The sequence below is a fragment of the Rhodovulum marinum genome, assembly GCF_004343075.1.
Lineage (GTDB): Bacteria > Pseudomonadota > Alphaproteobacteria > Rhodobacterales > Rhodobacteraceae > Rhodovulum > Rhodovulum marinum.
In genome coordinates this window covers 133,202-154,830 of sequence record NZ_SLXP01000003.1, presented here as the reverse complement: position 1 = coordinate 154,830, position 21,629 = coordinate 133,202, and the positions used below count along the sequence as shown (strand labels likewise).

General features: G+C 68.0%; 20 protein-coding genes. 7 read left to right on the top strand and 13 right to left on the bottom strand.

Going from position 1 to position 21,629, the window contains the following annotated elements; translation table 11 throughout:
- The first annotated feature begins 10 nt into the window (after positions 1–10).
- Positions 11–2,368: a TRAP transporter large permease gene (locus EV662_RS06705; RefSeq protein ID WP_132461386.1), complete on the top strand. Its 2,358-nt coding sequence runs from the start codon at positions 11–13 to the stop codon at positions 2,366–2,368.
- Positions 2,369–2,482: 114 nt separating this feature from the next.
- On the opposite strand, the gene EV662_RS06700 is transcribed toward EV662_RS06705, so the two are convergent.
- The 4 genes from EV662_RS06700 to EV662_RS06685 form a co-directional block, all read right to left on the bottom strand.
- Positions 2,483–3,319, bottom strand: coding sequence for an arginyltransferase (locus tag EV662_RS06700; protein WP_132461385.1), 837 nt, complete (start codon positions 3,317–3,319; stop codon positions 2,483–2,485).
- 74 nt (positions 3,320–3,393) lie between these two features.
- Positions 3,394–3,861, bottom strand: a complete 468-nt coding sequence (locus tag EV662_RS06695; protein ID WP_425056995.1) for an RDD family protein — start codon at positions 3,859–3,861, stop codon at positions 3,394–3,396.
- Between the two features lie 67 nt (positions 3,862–3,928).
- On the bottom strand, positions 3,929–4,330 hold the full coding sequence (locus EV662_RS06690; protein WP_132461384.1) for a DUF2852 domain-containing protein: 402 nt from the start codon (positions 4,328–4,330) through the stop codon (positions 3,929–3,931).
- 110 nt (positions 4,331–4,440) lie between these two features.
- The gene (locus EV662_RS06685; protein ID WP_132461383.1) at positions 4,441–4,908 is read right to left on the bottom strand and encodes a YbaK/EbsC family protein; all 468 of its coding nucleotides are present in this window, start codon (positions 4,906–4,908) and stop codon (positions 4,441–4,443) included.
- A 91-nt stretch (positions 4,909–4,999) separates the two neighbouring features.
- Between EV662_RS06685 and EV662_RS06680 the strand changes: the two genes are divergently transcribed.
- Positions 5,000–7,810 carry a [protein-PII] uridylyltransferase family protein gene (locus EV662_RS06680; RefSeq protein WP_132461382.1) on the top strand — a complete coding sequence of 937 codons (2,811 nt, stop codon included), beginning with the start codon at positions 5,000–5,002 and terminating at the stop codon, positions 7,808–7,810.
- Positions 7,800–8,066: a hypothetical protein gene (locus EV662_RS06675; protein WP_132461381.1), complete on the top strand. Its 267-nt coding sequence runs from the start codon at positions 7,800–7,802 to the stop codon at positions 8,064–8,066. Before EV662_RS06680 ends, EV662_RS06675 begins: the two co-directional genes overlap by 11 nt.
- 52 nt (positions 8,067–8,118) lie before the next feature.
- On the opposite strand, the gene eda is transcribed toward EV662_RS06675, so the two are convergent.
- Both eda and edd read right to left on the bottom strand, forming a co-directional pair.
- A complete protein-coding gene (gene eda, locus EV662_RS06670; RefSeq protein WP_132461380.1) occupies positions 8,119–8,775 on the bottom strand; it encodes a bifunctional 4-hydroxy-2-oxoglutarate aldolase/2-dehydro-3-deoxy-phosphogluconate aldolase in 657 nt (218 codons plus the stop codon).
- Between the two features lie 60 nt (positions 8,776–8,835).
- Entirely contained in the window at positions 8,836–10,641 is a 1,806-nt protein-coding gene (gene edd, locus EV662_RS06665) for a phosphogluconate dehydratase (RefSeq protein WP_132461379.1), read from the bottom strand.
- A 135-nt stretch (positions 10,642–10,776) separates the two neighbouring features.
- Here edd and EV662_RS06660 point away from each other — a divergent pair, with 135 nt between their 5' ends.
- The gene (locus EV662_RS06660; RefSeq protein WP_132461378.1) at positions 10,777–11,973 is read left to right on the top strand and encodes an RSP_2647 family RNA methyltransferase; all 1,197 of its coding nucleotides are present in this window, start codon (positions 10,777–10,779) and stop codon (positions 11,971–11,973) included.
- Positions 11,970–12,518, top strand: a complete 549-nt coding sequence (locus EV662_RS06655; protein ID WP_132461377.1) for an RSP_2648 family PIN domain-containing protein — start codon at positions 11,970–11,972, stop codon at positions 12,516–12,518. The genes EV662_RS06660 and EV662_RS06655 overlap by 4 nt, the downstream gene beginning before the upstream one ends.
- A 40-nt stretch (positions 12,519–12,558) precedes the next feature.
- Here the strand turns inward: EV662_RS06655 and EV662_RS06650 are convergent, their stop codons facing one another.
- From EV662_RS06650 to EV662_RS06630, 5 genes are all read right to left on the bottom strand, one after another.
- A complete protein-coding gene (locus EV662_RS06650; protein WP_132461376.1) occupies positions 12,559–13,254 on the bottom strand; it encodes a M48 family metalloprotease in 696 nt (231 codons plus the stop codon).
- A 65-nt stretch (positions 13,255–13,319) separates the two neighbouring features.
- Positions 13,320–14,504 carry a vWA domain-containing protein gene (locus EV662_RS06645; RefSeq protein WP_132461375.1) on the bottom strand — a complete coding sequence of 395 codons (1,185 nt, stop codon included), beginning with the start codon at positions 14,502–14,504 and terminating at the stop codon, positions 13,320–13,322.
- A 68-nt stretch (positions 14,505–14,572) separates the two neighbouring features.
- Positions 14,573–15,940, bottom strand: coding sequence for a DUF2927 domain-containing protein (locus tag EV662_RS06640; RefSeq protein WP_132461374.1), 1,368 nt, complete (start codon positions 15,938–15,940; stop codon positions 14,573–14,575).
- Positions 15,937–16,350 (bottom strand): GNAT family N-acetyltransferase, encoded by a 414-nt coding sequence (locus EV662_RS06635; protein WP_243695801.1) that lies wholly within the window; start codon positions 16,348–16,350, stop codon positions 15,937–15,939. Before EV662_RS06635 ends, EV662_RS06640 begins: the two co-directional genes overlap by 4 nt.
- A gap of 179 nt (positions 16,351–16,529) precedes the next feature.
- Positions 16,530–17,366 (bottom strand): AAA family ATPase, encoded by an 837-nt coding sequence (locus EV662_RS06630; RefSeq protein ID WP_132461372.1) that lies wholly within the window; start codon positions 17,364–17,366, stop codon positions 16,530–16,532.
- A 190-nt stretch (positions 17,367–17,556) separates the two neighbouring features.
- Between EV662_RS06630 and dksA the strand changes: the two genes are divergently transcribed.
- Positions 17,557–17,979: an RNA polymerase-binding protein DksA gene (gene dksA / locus EV662_RS06625; protein WP_132461371.1), complete on the top strand. Its 423-nt coding sequence runs from the start codon at positions 17,557–17,559 to the stop codon at positions 17,977–17,979.
- Positions 17,980–18,001: 22 nt separating this feature from the next.
- Positions 18,002–19,198 carry an FAD-dependent monooxygenase gene (locus EV662_RS06620; protein ID WP_132461370.1) on the top strand — a complete coding sequence of 399 codons (1,197 nt, stop codon included), beginning with the start codon at positions 18,002–18,004 and terminating at the stop codon, positions 19,196–19,198.
- 348 nt (positions 19,199–19,546) lie between these two features.
- Here the strand turns inward: EV662_RS06620 and xth are convergent, their stop codons facing one another.
- Both xth and EV662_RS06610 read right to left on the bottom strand, forming a co-directional pair.
- On the bottom strand, positions 19,547–20,326 hold the full coding sequence (xth, locus tag EV662_RS06615; RefSeq protein WP_132461369.1) for an exodeoxyribonuclease III: 780 nt from the start codon (positions 20,324–20,326) through the stop codon (positions 19,547–19,549).
- A 56-nt stretch (positions 20,327–20,382) separates the two neighbouring features.
- On the bottom strand, positions 20,383–21,582 hold the full coding sequence (locus tag EV662_RS06610) for a BaiN/RdsA family NAD(P)/FAD-dependent oxidoreductase (RefSeq protein WP_132461368.1): 1,200 nt from the start codon (positions 21,580–21,582) through the stop codon (positions 20,383–20,385).
- Positions 21,583–21,629 lie beyond the last annotated feature (47 nt).

Below are 21,629 nucleotides of genomic sequence, written 5' to 3'. Positions count from 1 at the left end.
GGGCGGGCACATGCTATTCGGACTTGACGGAATCGAGATCGGCCTGATCATCGTGTTCCTCTGCCTCTTCGGGGGCATTCTTTCCGGCTTTCCGGTCGCCTTCGCCATCGGGGGTTCGGCGGTCATCTCGTTCGGGATCATCGCGGCGCTGGATTCGGCGGGGCTGTTGATCCACCAGGCCATCGATACTGGAAGCGCGGCCTATAACGCCCTGACAGCGCAGGGTATTCACCCCAACGAGATATCGGTGTTTCGATATCCCGACCTGCCGCGCTATGAAACGGCGCTGTTCCCGCAGGGCTGGGAAACGGCGATGGACCGCAACCTGTCCTTTATCGTCAACCGGATGAACGAACGCGTGCTGGCCGGCCAGTCGATCGAGACGTTGCTGGCGGTTCTGATGTTCGTGCTGATGGGCATCACGCTGGAACGGTCCAAGATCGCCAACGATCTGCTCACGACAATGGCGCGGGTCTTCGGGCCTTTGCCGGGCGGGCTTGCCGTGTCCGTGGTCGTGGTCGGCGCCTTCCTCGCCGCCTCGACCGGAATCGTCGGCGCCACGGTCGTGACGATGGGTCTGTTGTCGCTGCCGACGATGCTGCGCAACCGCTACTCGCCTGAACTGGCGACAGGGGTGATCGCGGCGTCGGGCACGCTGGGCCAGATCATCCCGCCGTCGATCGTGATCGTCCTTCTGGGCACGCTGGCGGGCGATCTTTACGCCACAGCCCAGGAAGAGCGCGCGCAGATGGTCGGCTGCTCGGATGCGCTGACCTACCTGGGCGAGGCGGCGGTGGTCTCGGTCGGTACGCTGTTCCAGGCGGCAATCCTTCCGGGCATCCTGCTGGCCGTGCTCTATGCCGCCTATGCCTTCGGTTTCGCGGTCCTCTACCCGTCCAAGGCGCCGCCGGTGACCTTTGGCGCGGCCTCTGGCCCGGCCAAGTCGCGGGGCGAGGCTTTGACCTGGTTCCTGGGCGCGCCCGTCGCGCTGATCGGCGGCGCCTTCCTGCTGGGTGCGGTGGGCATCGTCGGCAGCCAGGACATCACCGTCAGTTCCTATTCCGACAGAACCGAGGGCGCCGAACTGCGCACCAATGTCTCGGACCAGTGCAAGGCCGCGATGATCGACCTGCACGGGCAGGAGAAATGGGACCGCGCGGTGGCACAGCAACAGGCCATCGACGCCTCGGGCGGCGCGGTCGAGGCGCATCAGCGCAGCGAGACGGAACTGGCCGCCGCCCGTGCCGAAAAGATCGCCGCCGCCGCGCCGCTTTCCGGTGCGATCATGACCGGCCTCGTGCTCTTGGGGCTTGTCCTGACCACGGCACGCGGCGTTGTGCCCTCGGCCGACCCTCGCCCGCTGCTGATCGGGGCGGGCGGGCTTGTGCTGGCGATGATCGTCGATGCCGCGCTGATCTCGCCGGTGACATCGCCCGGCGCGACGTTCCTGCTGCTGGCGATTCCGCTGGGGCTTGCATTCTACGGTGCGCGTCATGCGGTGGGGTTGCTGGGCCAGTCCGACCTGCTGCGCGTGGTGTTCCCGCCACTGGTGCTGATCGTGGCCGTGCTGGGCTCGATCCTGGGCGGGATCACCAACCCCACGCCGGCGGCAGCGCTGGGGGCGGGCGGGGCGCTGATGCTGGCCGCCTACCGCAAGCTGCGCGAGGAAAACCGCAGCGGCAAGACGATCATCTGGGCGTCCTTCGCCATCGTCATCATGATCCTGGTTGGCGTCAATTTCGACCTGCGCGTCAGCCGTGAAAGCGTGCCCTTCGAGGACTGGGTGGCCTTCCTGGTGGCCCAGGGCGTATATCATTTCGCCATGTTCGGCATCCTCTATTCCTGTTGGGTGCTGTTCCGGTCCGGCGTGCTGCCGCCGGTGGTACGCGAGACGGCCAAGGTCACGTCCATGGTGTTCACCATCCTGATCGGCTCGCAGCTTCTGAATCTGGTGGTGATCTCTTTCGGGGGCGAGCATTACATCCAGCAGTTCCTTCGCAGCTTCGACAACGAGTTCAAAGTATTCCTCGTCGTCATGCTGGTGTTGTTCGTCCTCGGCTTCGTGCTGGATTTCCTCGAGATCATCTACATCGTGGTGCCGATCGTGGGGCCGGTGATCTATGGCGGCACCTTCGACCCGAAATGGGTGACGATCATGATCGCGGTGAACCTGCAGACCTCGTTCCTGACACCACCTTTCGGGTTCGCGCTGTTCTATCTGCGCGGCGTGGCCCCGAAGGAGGTGACGACGATGCATATCTATCGCGGCATCATCCCCTTCGTGCTGATTCAGGTCGTGGGCCTTGCGCTGCTCTGGGCCTTCCCGGGGATCGTTACCATCGTTCCAAGCTTGCTGCCGGCGGGTTGACGCGGCGATCGGGGTGGCGCCCGCGCGTATGCACGCGCAGGTGCCGCCCCTCGCCACTGTTCACGAGCTGTGGGGGGCGATCCTGATCTCGGCCACGGCGAAATCGCCCGGGGATCAGCCTTTGGTGGGGCGCGTGTCGGGCAGGGTGATGCGGGCGACCTGTTCTGCGATCGGCGCCACTGACAAGGGATGTGTCTCGCCCGAATGATCCTCGGGGTCGCCGATATCCTGCCACGTGCCGTTCTTGTAGATTTCCAGCGCGGCGAAGTTGGACTTGTAGCCCATCTTGGGGCTGCCCGGCACCCAATACCCGAGATAGACGTAAGGCAGGCCCGCCTCGCGCGCGATTTCCACGTGGTCTAGGATCACGTAGCTGCCGACCGAGGCGCGCGCGCGGTCGGGTTCGTAGAACGAATAGACCATCGACAGCCCGTCATCGAGGATATCGGTCAGGCTGACGGCGGCCAGCGGTCGGTGGCGGCTGCCGGGTTCGGGGGGCGCGCTGTATTCCACGACGCGCGAGCGCACCGGGGTTTCCTCGACCATCGCGGCGAATTCGAAGATGTCCATGTCGGCCATCCCGCCATTGGCGTGCCGACTGTCCAGATAGCGGCGAAACAGCGCGTATTGTTCCTCGGTCGCCCAAGGCGAACTTGCCTGCCGCTTGAGGTCGGAATTGCGGTTCCAGGCCTTGCGCTGGCTGCGGCTGGGTTTGAAATCGGCCACCCGGATACGGGCCGACAGGCAGGCGTTGCAATCGGCGCAGGCCGGCCGGTACAGCACGTTCTGCGAGCGCCGGAACCCCTGTTTCGACAGCGCGTCGTTCAGCGTCTCGGCATTCTCGCCCTGCAACGCGGTAAACAGCTTCCGCTCCATCCGCCGCGGCAGATAAGGGCAGGGCTGCGGAGCCGTTACATAGAACTGCGGCGCAAGCGGAAGTGTGTGGCGCATCGGTCGGCGGCGGTTGTCCAGAGTGCTTTTGTCACGCTAACACCGCTTTTGCCGCGATGCCAAGGGGGGTCTGCTCAACCCTTGGTCGGCCGGTTGATCGCCGCGGTGCCCAGCATCAGGTCGCCCAGCCCCTGCGCACGCGCGCCTGTCAGCATCAGGATGATCGACACGACCTGCGGGATCACGAAGGCCATCGAGGCCGAAAAGATCAGCGTGTGCAACGCCGCGGTCATGGTATCCAGCCGTTCGCCGCGCGCGTTGCGCAGCTCGATCGCGACCAGCCGCATCCCCCAGGTGGCCGAACCCCGTGCCAGTGTCACGGTTCGATAGGCAAAGCCCACAAGCGCCACGAAGAAGGGCAGGAAGAACACCGCCGTGAAGGCGGTAAAGGGCAGTGCCAGCAACGCGATCAGGATCACAAGCACCGTGTCGACCACCCACGCGACCAGGCGTTTCACAGGAATATCCGCATAGAATTCGGCGTGCAGCGCGGGATCGGGCAGTCCCCAATAGGGGTCGGGCTGTTGGGTCATGGCAAACATCTAGGGTCTGTCAGGGCGCGGGAAAAGGGGCCGCGCCCGGGTTTGGCCGGGCGCGGACGGGGCTGGCTCAGGCACCGGCCGGGGCCTCGGGGGCCTCGCGGGCGCGGCGCGCGCGGTCCTCCATGAACTGGTCGAACTCGACCTTGTCCTTGGCCTCACGCAGCCTTTGCAGGAACTCCTCGAAGGCCTGCTGCTCATCCTCCAGCCGGCGCAGGGTGTCGGCCTTGTAGGCGTCGAAGGCCGAGTTCCCGGACGACCGGAAGGCGTGGCGGGCCTGGTGGAACTGGTGGTGGCGGGATTTGCAGCGTCCGGTGAACATGCGTTTGCTCCAGATCATGTAGGCGAGAATGGCCAGCCCGACCGGCCAGAAGAAGATGAAGGCCAGGACCATGGCGGCGATCCAGGCCCCCTTGCCGCGCTCGTCGAGCCAGCTTTCGGCCCGGCCGGGCCAGGTTGCGACGGATGACATGGGTGTTCTCCTTGTTTCGGGGTCAATGTAAATGCTGTTCACATCCCGACAGATCGGTATTGTCCGGGACCCGTTCAAGGGGGATGTAAATGTTTTTTACATTTGCTCCGTTACAACGTGAACGCCGCAGGCTGCGCTCCGGTAAGACCCGGCAGGATGTGGGGGGCCAGCGCAAAGACATGGCGCGGCGTGCCGGCGGCTGCCCAGACCGTGTCGAATTCCAGCAGACGCGGGTCCAGGAAGGCGCGGATCGGGGCCAGGTGGCCTACAGGGACGACACCACCGATGGCGAACCCTGTCTGCGCACGGATCAGGGCTGCATCGGCCTTGCCCAGCCGCTCGCCCGCCAGCGCCGACGACTTGAGATCGCAGACCCGGTTGCCGCCCGCGGTCAGGAACAGGATCGCCGCGCCCGAAATCTCGCCCCGGAAAATGATCGACTTGGCGATCTGGTCCAGCGCGCAGCCGACCGCGGCCGCGGCATCTTCGGCGGTGCGCGTCTGGCCCAACTCGCGGATATCGATGGCGAGTCCGGCCTCCTCCAACGCGCGCTGCACCCGCTTAAGGCTCTTGCTCATGGGCTCATCCTGCCACCGCGCCGGCCTATTGGCGGGGCTGGGGGCGTGCAACCCCGTTGACCGCCGCGCGGGCCGGCGTCATCAAGGCGCCATGAGCTTTGCCGCCCGCCTGACCCGTTCGCCCATCCCGCACGAACCCGACCGCGCCCGCGAGGCGGCCGAGCGGTTCGCCGCCCAGCCGCCCGAGATTCGCACCCTGCTGGAAGGCACCGCAGGGTGCAGCCCCTATCTTTGGAGCCTGATGACGCGCGAGGCCGACTGGCTGGAGCCGGCGTTCGACGACGATCCGGACGCCGTCTTCGCCGCCGTGCTGGACGATGTCCGCGCGATGCCGCTTGATGCGTTGAAATCGGGCCTGCGCCAGGCCAAGCGCCGCGCCGCCCTGTTCATCGCGCTCGCCGACCTGGGGGGCATCTGGCCGCTTGAGCGGGTGACCGGCGCGCTGACCGATTTCGCCGATCTTTGCGTCGACACCGCGCTGAAACGGCTGGTGGCCGCCGAGATCGCGCGCGGCAAGCTGCCGGGCCTTTCCGAGGATGACGCCGAAACCGCGGGCGGTATGGTCGCGCTGGCCATGGGCAAGCAGGGCGCGCACGAGCTGAATTATTCGTCGGATATCGACCTGATCATGCTGTTCGACCAGGACCGCTTCGACCCGGGCGATTTCCACGAGGTCCGCAGCGGTTTCGTCAAGATCACCCGGCGGATGACGCAACTGCTGTCCGAGATGACGGGCGAGGGCTATGTCTTTCGCACCGATCTGCGCCTGCGCCCCGATGCTAGCGTGACACCGGTCTGCCTGTCGATGGAGGCGGCCGAACGCTATTACGAAAGCCTCGGGCGAACCTGGGAACGCGCCGCCCATATCAAGGCGCGGCCCTGCGCCGGCGACATCGCGGCGGGCTGGGCCTATCTCGACCGGCTGCGCCCCTTCGTCTGGCGCAAGCACCTGGATTTCGCGGCGATCCAGGATGCGCACGACATGCGCCTGCGCATCCGCAGCCACAAGGGGCTGCACGGTGCGCTGGCGCTGGAAGGCCACGACATGAAACTGGGGCAGGGCGGCATCCGCGAGATCGAGTTCTTCACCCAGACCCGCCAGATCATCGCAGGTGGGCGCGACCCCGACCTTCGGGTGCGCGGCACGGTCGAGGGGTTGGCGCGGCTGGCGGAAAAGGGCTGGGTGCCCGAGGACGTGGCGCGTACCCTGACCGCCGATTACCGCGCGCACCGCGAGGTCGAACACCGGCTGCAGATGGTCAACGATGCCCAGACGCACAAGCTGCCGGGCAATTCCGAGGGGTTGGACCGGATCGCGCATTTCTGCGGAGCAGAGGACCTTGCGGCGTGGCGCGCAGCGCTGGTCGAACGGCTTAAACGGGTCGACGGGCTGACCGAGGGATTTTTCGCCCCCGGCAAGGGCGAGGGGGCCGAGGCCGCGACCGACCTGCCCGACAGCGCGGCCGAGATCGTGGAACGCTGGCCCGACTATCCCTGCCTGCGTTCGGCGCGCGCCCGCGAGATCTTCAAGCGGCTGAAACCCGACCTTCTGGCCCGCCTGACCCGGGCGCCGCGCCCGACCGAGGCGTTCTCGGCCTTCGACGGATTCCTGCGCGGTCTGCCCGCCGGGGTTCAACTGTTCTCGTTGTTCGAGGCGAACCCGCAACTGATCGACCTGATCATCGATATCACCAGCGTGTCACCGGAACTGGCGCAATACCTGTCGCGCAATGCCGGTGTGCTGGACGCGGTGATCGGCGGTGATTTCTTCCGCGACTGGCCGGGTCGCGCGGCGCTGCAAGAGGCACTGGCCACGCAATTGGCCGCGCTCGACGATTATGAACGCCAGCTGGATTCGGCGCGGGCCTGGGCCAAGGAATGGCATTTCCGCATCGGTGTGCATTTCCTGCGCGGCCTGATCGACGCGGACGAAGCGGGGCGCGAATATGCCGATCTCGCCGAGGCGGTCCTTGCCGCGCTTTGGCCCCATGTCGTCGCCGGGTTCGCTGCCAAGCACGGGGCGCCGCCGGGCAAGGGCGCGGTCGTTCTGGGCATGGGATCTCTGGGCGCTGGATCGCTGACCGCGAAATCCGATCTCGACCTGATCGTGATCTACGATGCCGACGGGGTCGAAAGCTCGGATGGCCGGCGCCCGCTGGCGGCACGCGCCTATTACGCTCGGCTGACCCAGGCGCTGGTCACAGCGCTGACCGCGCCGATGGCCGAGGGCAAGCTTTACGAGGTCGACATGCGCCTGCGCCCCTCGGGCAACCAGGGGCCGGTGGCGACCTCGCTGCAAAGCTTTCGCAACTACCAGACCGGTGAGGCCTGGACCTGGGAGCATCTCGCGCTGACCCGCGCGCGTGCCGTGGCGGGCGATCCGGCGCTCGCCGACGAGGTCGAGGCGTTCCGCCGCGCGCTGCTGGCCGAAAAGGCGGATACCGGCCGCACGCTGGCGGGCGTGGTGGACATGCGCCGGCGGCTGGCCGAGGCCAAGCCCGCGAAATCGGCCTGGGACGGCAAGCAGGGACCGGGACGCGGCCAAGATATCGAGTTGATCGCATCGGCCGCGGCACTGATCGCGGCCAGCCCCGCGACGGCCGTGGTCGACCAATTGGCCGCGGGCGTGGCGACGGGTTGGCTGCGCGAGAACGAGGCAGCCATCCTGTGCGACAGCTACACGCTTTTGCGCAAGGTGCAGGGCGCGGCGCGGCTGATTTCCGATGCACCTCTTGATCCCGTCAAGCTGGGCGAGGGTGGGCTGACTTTCCTGCTCCGGGGAACCGGGGCGGCGGATGCCTCCGCGCTGGAGGACCTGCTGGCGCGTGCGCGCGGCGCGGCAGCCGGAGTGATCGAGGCGGTGATCGCGCGGGGACCGGTGGAGGCGAGCGATGCGGATTGAAATGGCGGACCCCAAGGGGCTGATCCGGGAGGCCTACAGGATCGCAGGTATCGGCGAGGGCGAATGCCGGTCGATCTTTCTCGATTGGGCGTTGTCGCTGCCGCTGGGTGTCGAGACGAAGCCCGCGCTCAAACGCCTGCTTGCGGAATATGCCGGGCGCGCGCCCGAACATCCGATGACCGGTGTCCTGCGCGCGGGCCTTGATGGCCAGCCCGAACCGCGCCGGCGCGGGGGCGCACGGAGCCGTCGCAGCTAGGACATGCCGCAGGCTTCCCGGTACTTGGACCGGGAAAACTCTTGGCGCGCCCCTAGCGGCGCAACCCCTGGCCGGAAAGCGTCGCGGCCTCTCGGGCCAGCGCGGTGATCCCCGCCCAGTCGCCTGCCGCAACCATCGCCCGCGGCGCCACCCAGGATCCGCCCACGCACAGCGTGTTGGGCAGCGCCAGGTAATCGCCGGCATTGCCCGGCCCGATGCCGCCCGTCGGGCAAAAGTTGATTTGCGGCAGGGGGCTTGCCAGCGCCTTTAGCGCCGCGACCCCGCCCGCGGCTTCGGCCGGGAAGAATTTCTGCACGCGATAACCCTTTTCCAACAGCGCCATCGCCTCGGTCGCCGTCGCCGCCCCCGGCAAAAGCGGCAACCCCCCCGCCCGCGCGGCATCCAGAAGCATGGGCGTCGCCCCGGGCGACACGCCGAACCGCGCGCCCGCGGCCTGCGCCGCCTCGACATCGTCGGGGGTGATCAGCGTGCCCGCGCCGACGATGCCCCCTTCGACGCTCGCCATCTCGCGGATCGCCTCAAGTGCCGCTGGGGTACGCAAAGTCACCTCCAGCACCGGCAGCCCTCCCGCGACCAGCGCTTCGGCCAGCGGGCGGGCGTGGCGCGAGTCCTCGATCACCAGGACGGGGATGACGGGGGCGCGGCGGCACAGCCCTTCGGTGATCTCGCTGGCAGCATGGGGGGTCATCTGGGGCCTTTCGCAATGGCGGCGGGGTGGGGTGCGGTCAGTCTGGCTGGGAAACCGGCGCTAGACAACGAGGCTCGCCCCCGCCGTCGCGGGCCCCGCATGGGCGCGGAAGGCGGCGAACAGCTCGCGCCCCAGCCCGGTCTCGTTGGCCGACAGGTCGGGGGTGACCGGCGCCCGGTCCAGCGCGCCCTCGGTCATCACGTCCAGCCTGCCCGTGGCCGCGTCCAGCCGGATCACGTCGCCATCCCTGAGGCGGGCCAGCGGCCCGCCCTCGGCCGCCTCGGGGGCGATATGGATCGCCGCGGGCACCTTGCCCGACGCCCCCGACATGCGCCCGTCGGTCACCAGGGCCACCTTCAGCCCGCGGTCCTGCAGCACCGACAGCGTGGGGGTCAGCGCGTGCAGCTCCGGCATGCCGTTCGCCTTGGGCCCCTGGAACCGGACGACGACCACGGTATCGGCGGTGAATTCGCCCCGCTTGAAGGCGGCCTTGACGTCCTCTTGGTCATGGAAGACGCGCGCCGGCGCCTCGATCAGGTGACGCTCGGGGGCGACGGCCGAAGTCTTGATGATGCCGCGGCCCAGGTTGCCATCCAGTGCGCGCAGCCCGCCCGTGGCCTGGAACGGGTCGGAGGCGGGGCGCAGCACCTTGTCGTTCAGGCTCGCGCCGGGCCCATCGACCCAGGTCAATGCCCCTTCGATCAGCTTCGGCTCGCGGGTATAGGCGGCCAGTCCGCCGCCTGCCACAGTCTGCGTGTCCGGGTGCAGCAGACCGGCCTCCAGCAACTCGCCGATCATGTAGGCCAGCCCGCCGGCCGCGTGGAAATGGTTCACATCCGCCAGCCCGTTCGGATAGACCCGTGCCATCAGCGGCGTGACCTCGGAGAGCCGGGCGAAATCCTCGATATCCAGGATGATCCCCGCCGCCCGCGCCATCGCGGGCAGGTGCAGCACCAGGTTGGTCGAGCCGCCCGTCGCCATCAGCCCGACGATTCCGTTGGCAAAGGCGCGCTCGTCCAGCACCTGGCCTGCGGGCGTGTACTCGTTGCCCTGCGCGGTGATCGCCAGCGCCCGTTTCGCCCCCGCCACCGTCAGCGCCTCGCGCAGCGGCGTGCCGGGGTTCACGAAACTCGCTCCCGGCAGGTGCAGGCCCATCACCTCCATCAGCATCTGGTTGGAATTCGCCGTGCCGTAGAAGGTGCAGGTGCCAGGCCCGTGATAACTGGCCATCTCTGCCGCCATCAGTTCCTCGCGGCCGATCTCTCCGGCGGCAAAGCGCTGGCGCACCTTGGCCTTCTCGTCATTGGGCAGCCCGCTGGTCATCGGCCCCGCGGGCAGGAACACCGCCGGGATATGCCCAAAGCTCGCCGCCGCCATGACAAGGCCCGGCACGATCTTGTCGCAGACGCCCAGGAACACCGCCGCGTCAAAGCAGTTGTGCGACAGTGCCACGCCCGCGGCCAGCGCGATCACGTCGCGCGAGAACAGCGACAATTCCATGCCCGTCTGGCCTTGCGTGACCCCGTCGCACATCGCGGGCACGCCGCCTGCGACCTGCGCGGTGCCCCCGGCCTCGGTCGCCGCGGTGCGGATCAGGGCGGGGAAGCGTTCGAACGGCTGATGTGCCGAGAGCATGTCGTTATAGGCGGTCACGATGCCAAGGTTCGGTGCGCGCCCCTCGGCCAGCCGATCCTTGGCATCGCCCATCGCGGCATAGGCATGGGCCTGGTTGCCACATGACAGATGCGCGCGCACCGGGCCGGCTTCGGCGGCCCGGGCGATCCGGTCGAGATAGGCGCGGCGCGTGGTGCGCGAGCGCGCGACGATCGCCTCCGTCACCTCTGCGAGGACAGGGTCGAGCGCCATGGGCATTCTCCTTCGGACTGATCGGGGGCATGGTCAGGATATAGGCGGTTAGCGCTAACAAGGAAAGTCTGCCGCGTGCGCGCCAGCGATGATTTCCCGCTTTTCGCAGGCCGCGGCGGGGCGTATGGGAAAGGCATGACCGACACACGCCCCACCGTCCGCCTGCGCCCCAAGGCCGAGGCCCGCGCCATCCGCCATGGGTTTCCCTGGGTCTATGCCGATGAACTGGTGACGGACCGGCGCACACGGGCGCTGGCGCCGGGCACTTTGGCCGTGCTCGAGGATGCAGAGCGGCGCCCATTGGGCCTGGTGACGGTCAATCCGAACTCCAGGATCATTGCCCGGGTACTGGACCGCGACGCCGAGGCCTGCATCGACGCGGAATGGCTGGCCGCCCGGCTTGCAACGGCGCTGGCTTTGCGCGACCGGCTTTACGATGCGCCGTTCTACCGGCTTGTCCATGCCGAGGCCGACGGGCTGCCGGGCGTTGTGATCGACCGATTTGGCGATGCGGCGGTGATCCAGCCCAATGCCGCCTGGGCCGAGGCGCATCTGGACGCGCTCGTCGCGGCGCTGGCGGATGTGACGGGCGTGGGCACCGTGGTCAAGAACGGCACCGGGCGCGCGCGGGGGCTTGAGGGGCTGGCCGAGGAAACGGTGCTGTTACGGGGCGGGCTGGACGGGCCGGTGCCGGTGCCGATGAACGGGGCGACCTATATGGCCGACCTGATGGGCGGGCAGAAGACGGGCCTGTTCTACGATCAGCGGCCGAACCACGCATTCGTGCAACGGCTGGCGCAGGGCGCGCGGGTGCTCGACGTGTTTTCGCATGTGGGCGGCTTCGCGCTGGCTGCGCTGGCGGGTGGGGCCCGGCATGCGTTGGCCGTCGACTCCTCTGCACCCGCACTGGCGCTCGCCGAGGCGGGGGCCGCTGCGATGGGCGCGGCCGACCGGTTCGCCTCGCGCCAGGGGGATGCCTTCGACACGCTGGCCGCATTGGCCGACGAGGCTGAAAACTTCGATCTGGTGATCTGCGACCCGCCCGCCTTCGCGCCTTCGAAACAGGCGCTCGACACGGGACTTCGCGCCTATGAACGGGTGGCGCGGCTGGCGGCGGGGCTGGTGGCGCCGGGCGGTTATCTCTGCCTGTGCTCGTGCTCGCACGCCGCCGATCTTGCGCGGTTCCGCGCGGCCTGCGCGCGTGGCATCGGCAAGGCGGGGCGGCGTGGGCAGATCATCCATACCGGGTTCGCCGGGCCCGACCACCCGGTTCTGCCGCACCTGGCCGAATCGTCCTACCTCAAGGCGCTGGTCTTCCGGCTGGCCCCGTGAAGGTTCTGCTGGACGCCTGCGTTCTGTACCCCACGGTCCTGCGGGAAATCCTGCTGGGCGTCGCCGCCGAGGGGCTGTTCACGCCGCTCTGGTCGGCCCGTATATTGGAAGAATGGGCGCGCGCGGCGCGCAAGATCGGCCCCACCGGCGAGGAACAGGCCCGCGCCGAGATCGCGCTTGTGCGCGCGGCCTGGCCCGGGGCCGAGGTTGCGCCGAAAGACGGGCTCGAAGCGCGGCTCTGGTTGCCCGACGCGGCCGATGTGCATGTGCTGGCCGCCGCGATTGCAGGGCATGCTGATCTTGTCGTGACATTCAACGCCAAGGATTTTCCCCGCCATCTGCTGGACGAGGAGGGTCTGCGCCGCGAGGCGCCGGACGCGGTCCTGATGGAACTGTGGCTTGCCCACCCCGACCAGGTCGAGCGCGTCGTGGCCCGGGTCCATGCCGAGGCGCAGCGCCTGTCGGGCGAGAAGATCCCGCTCCGGGCATTGCTGAAACGTGCGCGGCTGCCCCGGCTGGGCAAGGCACTGGCCGCCCACTTGTAACGCCGCCAAATCCGTGTCCGGGCGCGTCGCGGCGCAACTGTCACTCGGCCGTCACCGTGCCCCAGCGCGTTTCCAGCGCCTCGATGGCCTTGACCCGTTCGGCCGTTTTCGGATGGCTCATCAGCCAGGCGGGGACAACGCCGCCCCGGCCTTCGGTCAGCCTGTCGAGTTTCGCGAATAGCGACTTCTGCGGCGCCGTTCCGATCCCCGACTTGGTCAACAGCGCCGCGGCATAGGCGTCTGCCTCGTACTCGTCCTGGCGGCTCAGCCGCGCAGCCAGCAACGAGGCCAGCGCATTCGCGATATAGACCCCGATCCCCGGCAGAAAGCGGCCCAGCACCATCGCCAGCGCCGTGCGCAGCGCGTTCTGCCCGGAAAAGTCGATCATCCGCCGCCGGGTATGGCCCAGCGCCACGTGGCCCAGCTCGTGGGCGATCACGCTGGCCAGTTCCTCGGCGCTGACTTCGCCCGCGCGGTAGCGGTCATAGAAACCGCGAGTCAGGAAGATACGCCCATCGGGTGCGGCCAATCCGTTCACCGGTGCGATCTCGTAGATATGCACCCGGATGCGGGGCAGTTCCAGCGCCTCGGCCATCCGGTCGGTCAGGCCCTTCAACCGCTTGTCGGCCAGCTCGGACGAACGCGCATCCAGTTCGCGTGCCGTCCGCCACGCCGAAAAGCGGTACATCGCGACGGCATAAAGCACGGCAAGAAGGATCGGGGTGAACTTGAACATGGCCAGCATATGGGGCGGGGATGGCGGGCTGGCAATCCGCAACCGCGCGGTGGGCGCGCGCCAGGTCAGCGCCCCAACGCCTTCATCCCCCGTTCGATCCCTTCCAGTGTCATCGGCACCATCTGGCCCTCGAAGATCTCGCGGATCATCGCGATCGACTGGCTATAGGGCCAGCGCGCCTCTGGCACGGGGTTGATCCACAGGTTGTCGGGCCACTGCGCGCGCACACGCTCCAGCCAGACCCGTCCGGGCTCTTCGTTCCAGTGCTCGTTCGCGCCGCCGGCAAAGGCGATCTCGTAGGGTGACATGCTGGCGTCCCCCACGAAGATGCATTTGTAATCCGGCCCGTAGGTGCGCAACAGCTCGCGCGTCGGGATCACCTCGGACCAGCGCCGACGGTTGTCGCGCCAGACCCCCTCGTAGATGCAGTTGTGGAAATAGTAGTGCTCCAGGTGCTTGAACTCTGCACGCGCGGCCGAGAACAGTTCCTCGACCACCCGGATATGGTCGTCCATCGACCCGCCCACGTCGAGAAACAGGATCACCTTGACCGCGTTGTGCCGCTCGGGGCGGGTCTTGACGTCCAGATAGCCGTGATCGGCGGTCGCGCGGATTGTCTCGTCCAGGTCCAGTTCCTCGTGCGCCCCGGCTCGTGCCCAGCGGCGCAGCCGTTTCAGCGCCACCTTGATGTTGCGCGTGCCCAGTTCGACGCTGTCGTCGAGATTGCGGAACTCGCGCCGGTCCCAGACCTTGACCGCCCGGCGATGGCGTGACCGATCCTGGCCGATGCGCACGCCCTCGGGGTTATAGCCCCAGGCGCCGAAGGGCGAGGTGCCTGCCGTTCCGATCCACTTGTTACCTCCCTGGTGGCGGCCTTCCTGTTCCTTCAGGCGCTGTTTCAGCGCCTCCATCAGCTTGTCGAACCCGCCCAGCGCCTCGATCTCGGCGCGTTCCTCCTCGCTCAGGTGTTTCTCGGCCAGCTTGCGCAGCCACTCCTCGGGCAGGTTCAGCGCCTCCAGCACCTCGCCGGGGCCAATCTCCTCGAGGCCGCCGAAGGCCTGGGCAAAGGCACGGTCGAACCGGTCGAGCAGGCGCTCGTCCTTGACCATCGCGGTGCGGGCGAGGTGATAGAACCCCTCGATGTCATAGGTCACCAGCCCGGCCTTCACGCCTTCTAGAAAACCCAGGTATTCCCGCAGGGATACGGGAATCCCGGAATCGCGTAACGTCTGGAAGAACGGCAGGAACATGGCCGAAGGATAGGGCGGAAGGCCCGGTGCGGGAAGGGGGCTTGGGCCGGTCTCCTGTCGTGGTGCGCCTAACCGGCGCGTCCGGGCGACAGGGCCGCGATTTCGTCCAGCCGGGCGCGCACCTCGGCATCCGCCCCGAACCCGTAACGCGCCCAGCCCAGCGCATCGGCGCGCACAGCGCGCGCCTCGCCCGCCCGGCCCAGCGCGTCCAGCGCCTCGGCCTTGATCATCAACATCGTCGCAAGCAGCGAGGCATTCTGCCCCCGTATCGCCGCGCCCAGGCTTTCGTTCACCAGGCCAAGCGCCGTGCGCGGCTGGCCCGAGGACAGAGCGAAGGCCGCCAGGTGCATCGCCACATGCGCGGCCTGTACCTGCGTTTCGGGGCGGGCGGCATAGATCTGCCCCGCACCCAGAAAGGCCGCAAGCGCCGCGTCGGTATCCTGGCCCAGCGAAAGCCGGCCCAGCGCGAACAGGCTGAAGGCCAGCCGCGTGTCGCGCCAGCCGCGCGCCTGGGCGATCGACACGGCGCGCTCTGCGGCGATGCGCCGGCGCGGCGTCGGCGTGCCCGGGCCAAGGGCGGTCTCGATCTGGTCGATCCAATCGCGCGTGGTCGGCGCCACAAGGCCGCCGCTGCGCTGCGCACCACGCGGGTTCAGCCGCGCCAAAAGGCCCGGCAGAACCTCGGCCACCTGACCGCGCGTCATGCCTGCCCGCAGATCCGGCGCGTAATAGGCACGCAGGATCAGCATGTCGAACCCGGTCAGAACCGTGTGGAAATTGTCGTCGTTGAAGACGGAATCTGGCAGCCGGTACAGGTCGTTCAGCGGCCCCAGCGCCTGGGCCAGTTCCTCGTGCAGGCAATCGCGCACCTCTTGCGGGCTGACATCGCCGGGCAGGAAGATCGCCACCCGCTCGCGCCGGATCAGCGTCGTCCAGTCGACGGTGCTGGACCGGCGGGCGCGGCGGTATTCGTCCCAGCTCGACACCCTTGGCGCCACGAAACAGGCCGCCTGCGGCACCAGCCGTTGCAGCCGGGCCCGTGGCAGCACCTCGATCGTGACCTCGGCGGACTGATCGGCACCGACGCGGGCGATGTCGATCCCCGCCTCCCGCCGCAGCCGGACCAGAAGCGCGGCAAGGTCGGGGCCCAGGCTGGGCGGTGCGGCACCGGTGACCCGCACCCGGACCGGCCCCTCGAACCGCGACATCACCGCCAGCGGCCGGCCGCTTTCCATCCGGAACGACAGGTCCAGGAAATCCTGCGCGATCTGAACGTTCGACCGCATCGGCGCCGCAACCGCACGGGCCGGAAAGGTCTTCATCGGCGGCAGTGCGGCGGGCGAGGGCGGCAGCCGGCCCGGCATTTCCGAGACCGGTCCGGCACATCCGGCCAGCGCCAGGACGCTGGCCAGAACGAGGGCGCGCGCCCCTCTCATGCCGGGCTCCGCTGGTACTTGATGAACGGCGTCAGCGCGCCGATTTGGTCATACAAAGCGCGCGCGGGCGCGTTCGCGGCATTGGTCATCCAATAGACCGTGGGCACGTCGCGGGCGTCGGCCACCGCGTAAACCGCCCGGATCAGCGCCCGTCCCACGCCCTTTCCGCGGGCTTGCGGCTCGGCGAAAAGGTCCTGCAGGTAACACACGCCTTCGGGTTTCCAGCAATGGTTGTGAAAGATGAAATGCGCCAGCCCGACCACCTTCCCGTCGATCAGGGCCAGCCGGCACCCCATGTTCGGGTCTCCCCCGTGCAGCAGCCGCGCAAAGGTCGTCTCATAGACCTCGGGCGCCACAGATGTTTCGTAGAATTCCAGGTAGGCGGTCCACAGCCGGCGCCACTCGGCCATGTCCTCGGGGCGCAGCGGGCGGATAGTCACGTCAGGCAAGGATCGACCTTTCGAAAGCGGCACCCGGAAAGGGGTGCCCGCACGCGCATCTTGCGGAACCGCGCGGGCCAGCACAAGGCCGCGCCGCATGTCACAAGGGATCCGCGCGGCGCTGTGTCCGGGCCGCGCGCGTCGCGCCCTCAGCCGCGCCGCGCCATGAAGGCCAGTCGCTCGAACAGCTGCACGTCCTGTTCGTTCTTCAAAAGCGCCCCGTGCAGCCGCGGCAGCGCGCTGCGCCCGTCGCGGCGCAGGTCCTCGGCACTCAGGTCTTCGGCCAGCAACAGTTTCAGCCAGTCCAGCACCTCCGAGGTCGACGGCCGTTTCTTCAGCCCGTCCATCTCTCGGATCTCGTAGAACTGGGTCAGGGCGCCATGCAACAGGTCGCTCTTGATGCCCGGGTGATGCACCTCGACGATCCGCTTCATCGTCTCGATGTCGGGGAAGCGGATGTAATGAAAGAAACAGCGCCGCAGGAACGCGTCAGGCAGGTCCTTTTCGTTGTTCGACGTGATGATGACCACGGGGCGATGGGTGGCGCGCACCGTCTCGCCGGTTTCGTAGACGTGGAATTCCATCCGGTCGAGTTCCTGCAACAGGTCGTTGGGGAACTCGATATCGGCCTTGTCGATCTCGTCGATCAGCAGCACCACCTTGCCCGGCGCGGCAAAGGCCTGCCACAGCTTTCCGCGCTTGATGTAGTTGGCGATGTCATGCACGCGCTCGTCGCCCAGCTGGCTGTCGCGCAAACGGCTGACGGCGTCGTATTCGTAAAGCCCCTGTTGGGCGCGTGTGGTGGACTTGATATGCCACTCGATCAGCGGCAGGCCCAGCGACTGCGCCACCTGGCGGGCCAGCTCCGTCTTGCCGGTGCCGGGCTCGCCCTTGACCAGAAGCGGTCGTTCCAATGCCACCGCCGCGTTCACCGCGATCGCCAGGTCGTCGGCGGCCACATAGCTTTCGGTCGAGCTGAACGCCATGGCAACTCTCGAAGTTTCCGATTGAAATCGTAGGCGACCATAGCGCCCCTTCACAAACTGGCAAGCGCCATGTATTTGGCCAGAACACTAGTGACACGGTGCGGCGATCGGGCTATAGCCAGCCCCGATACGTGCCGGGGGAGAGATAGCGATGAAGGAGTTTTCGCCCGGCCCAGACAAGGGAGCAGGGATGAAAGCCGAAGTTTTCTTGCCCGACGATTACCGTCCTGCGGAAGACGAACCCTTCATGAACGAGCGTCAGCTCGAATACTTCCGCCGCAAGCTGATCGCCTGGAAGAACGACATTCTCAACGAAAGCCGTGAAACCCTTGAAGGGCTTCAGGATTCCAGCCGCAACATTCCCGATGTCGCGGACCGCGCCAGCGAGGAAACCGACCGCGCGCTGGAACTGCGGACCCGCGACCGGCAGCGCAAGCTGGTGGCCAAGATCGACGCGGCGCTGCGTCGCATCGAGAACGGCGAATACGGCTATTGCGAAGAGACCGGCGAACCGATCTCGCTGAAACGGCTGGACGCGCGGCCCATCGCGACGCTCAGCCTCGAGGCGCAGGAACGCCACGAACGCCGCGAACGCGTCCACCGCGACGATTGACGGACCGACCGGGAGAGGGCGCATGCCCCTGACAGGGCGCAAGATAACCATCCTCGGGGCCGGCATCGCCGGCCTCGCGGCAGCGGCCGCGCTGGCCCGCCGGGGCGCCGAAGTGGCGGTTCTGGAACGCGCCGACGCGATACGCGAGGTCGGCGCAGGCCTGCAGATAAGCCCCAATGGCGTCGCGGTACTCAGGGCCCTGGGTCTCGGGAATGAACTGGCGGCCCATGGTGTGCAGGGCCGCGAGGTCGTGCTGCGCGACTATCGCGCGGGGCGCGAGGTTCTGCGCCTCGACCTGTCCGGTGCGGCCGGGGATTACTATTTCATCCACCGTGCCGACCTGGTCGAGAAGTTGGCCCGCGCCGCACGCGCGGCCGGTGTCCAGATTCGGCTTCTGCACGAGATCACCGGTGTCGCGTTCGAGGACGGGCGGGCGCATCTGACCACCGCACAGGGCGCGCACCTGACCGCCGATCTGTTGATCGGGGCGGATGGGTTGCACTCGGTCGTGCGCGGTCTTCTGAATGGGCGCGCCGCACCGGCCTTTACCGGCCAGGTCGCATGGCGTGCGCTGGTGCCCGCGACGGGGCCGGTCGCCCCGGTAGCGAACGTCTTCATGGGGCCCGGTCGCCACCTGGTGCATTATCCGCTGCGCGGGGGCGAGCTGATCAACATCGTCGCCGTCGAAGAGCGCGCCGACTGGGTCGACGAGGGCTGGAATCACGACGACGATCCCGCGAACCTGCGCCGTGCCTTTGCCGGGTTCGGGGCGGGTGTGCCCGATCTGCTTGCACGGGTCGAACGGGTCAACCTGTGGGGGCTGTTCCGTCACCCGGTGGCGGCGCGCTGGCACGGCGGGCCTGCGGCGATCCTGGGGGATGCGGCGCATCCGACGCTGCCCTTCCTTGCGCAGGGAGCGAACATGGCACTCGAGGATGCGTGGGTTCTGGCCGCCTGCCTTGAGCGGCACCCCGACACCGACACCGCGCTTTCTGCCTACCAGGTGGAACGCCGTCCGCGCACGACGCGCATCGTCGACATGGCCACCAAGAATGCGCGCAACTACCACATCAGCTTCCCCCCCCTGCGCGCCGCGGCCCATGCCGCGCTCAGGATCGGCGGGGCGCTCGCGCCCGGCGGGCCGCTGAAGCGATTCGATTGGGTCTATGCCCATGACGTCGCCGCCCGATATCCGCTGACCGCCGCACCGATGCCCTGACCGGCTGCGCCCCCGAAGGGACTTGTCCGAACGGCTTAGGCCGCCGCGGGCGAGCCCCGTGTTCAGGTCAAACTCACGGCCTCGTCGATCACAACCCCAAGTCTTCGGGTCCCGGGGGCGCCGCGGAACCGGCATCGGCTCTGGGGCGTCGGCCGAGGTAATCCTCCACCGCTCGGTCTTCTGGCATTCGGCAGGGTCATGCGTTGCCGAGGCGACAACCTTGATCCGAGGCGCTCCCGCCCCCGGCCCGCACGGGGCTGCGCCCCGCTTGTCCGGCGTTGGGCGTGGCGCACGCGTGCCGCGTGCGCGCCTCCGGCGGGGTATTTGTGCCAAGAAGAAGAACGACGGTCAGGCGTCGAGGGTGATCCAGACCGGGACATGGTCCGAGGGTTTCTCGCCGCCACGGATCTCGCTCTCGATCCGGGCGTCGGCCAGCAGGTCGGCGGCTTGCGGCGTCAGAAGCATGTGGTCGATCCGGATGCCATCGTTGCGGTTCCAGGCGCCGGCCTGGTAATCCCAGAACGAGTAATGGCCCGAGCCCCGGATTCGGGTGCGGAATGCCTCGGTGAAGCCCAGGTTGACGATCCGCCGGAAGGCGGCGCGAGTTTCCGGGCGGGCCAGCGCGTCGTCCTTCCAGGCCTCGGGGCGGGCGGCGTCCTCGTCCTGGGGGATCACGTTGTAATCGCCGGCCATGATCGCCGGTTCCTCGGCGGCGAGCAGATCGCGCGCGCGCGCCGCGAGCCGTTCCATCCAGGCCAGCTTGTAGTCGTATTTCGGCCCCGGTGCGGGGTTGCCATTGGGCAGGTACAGGCAACACAGCCGCACCGCGCGGTCCCCCACCACGGTGGCCTCGATCCAGCGCGCCTGGTCGTCGCCATCATCGCCGGGCAACCCGCGCACCACGTCCTCCAGCGGCAGTTTCGACAGGATCGCAACGCCGTTGAACCCCTTTTGTCCGTGGGTTTCCACGTTGTATCCGCGGTCCTCGAAGGGCCCGCGCGGGAAGGCCTCGTCGACCGACTTGATTTCTTGCAGAAGCGCCACGTCGGGCGCGGCCTCGTCCAGCCAGCCCAGCACCGTCTCCATCCGCGCCTTGACCCCGTTGATGTTGAACGTCGCGATCCGCATGGCCGCTCCCACCTTCTTCTGGCTTCAAATATCCCCGCCGGAGGCAACAAAGTCCATCATCCGGCGGCTCGTTCGGCGATTGCGCTACCCGCGGCCCAGCCCGACGACCACGCCCACTGGAAGTTGAAGCCGCCCAGCCAGCCGGTCACGTCCACCGCCTCGCCGATCATGTAAAGTCCCGGCACATGTCGGCTCTCCAGGCTGCGCGCGTCGATCCCGTCGGTCGCGATCCCGCCCAGCGTGACCTCGGCGGTGCGATAGCCTTCGGTGCCGGCGGGCGTCAGCCGCCAATCGGTCAGCGCCTCGGCCAGCCTCGTCAGCCCCCTGTCCGACAGGTCCGCCATGTTATCGGCAAGCCCCGCGCGCGCCGCCGCATGGGCCGCCATCCGCGCAGGCAGCCGCGTGGCCAGTGCATTGCCCACCGATTTCCGGCCCCGTTCGGTCCTAAGCGCCTTAAGTGCAGCCACCGCGTCCTGTCCCGGCAGCAGGTTCAGCGCGATCTCGTCGCCCTCGCGCCAGTAATTCGAGATCTGCAGGATCGAAGGCCCCGACAGGCCCCGGTGGGTAACAAGAAGCCCCTCTTCGAACTGCGCGCCGCCGGCGGTCGCGATGACGGGCACCGACAGCCCCGCCAGCGGTTTCAGCCCCTCCAGCACCGCTCCGCTCAGCGTCAAGGGCACCAGCCCGGGCCGCGTTTCGGTCACTCGGTGGCCAAATCCGCGCGCCACGCGGTGGGCGAAATCCGTTGCCCCCATCTTCGGGATCGATTTTCCGCCGGTGGCCAGAACCATCGCATTCGCACCCAGCACCTCGCCCGAGGCCAGCGTAACCCGAAACCCCTCTGGCCCATGGGCCACATCCGCGACCGGCGCCTGCAGCCGCAACGCGGCCCCCGCGCGGCGCATTTCCTCGACCAGCATCGCCACGATCCGCGTGGCCTTGTCGTCGCAGAACAGCTGGCCCAGCGTCTTTTCATGCCAACCGATACCGTGGCGGGTGACGAGGTCGATGAAATCCCACTGTGTATAGCGGGCCAGCGCCGACTTGGCGAAATGCGGGTTCTCCGACAGGAAGTTGCCCGGTCCGGCGTGCAGGTTGGTGAAGTTGCATCGCCCGCCACCCGAAATCCGGATCTTCTCGCCCGGTGCCTTGGCATGGTCCAGAACCAGCACGCGTGCGCCGCGGGCCGCGGCATGGGCCGCGCACATCATCCCTGCGGCGCCCGCGCCGAGGATCAGGCAATCGTAACGGATCATGGGCCGGGGATGGCGCGGGGCCGGGGGCTTGTCCAGCCCCCGGACGC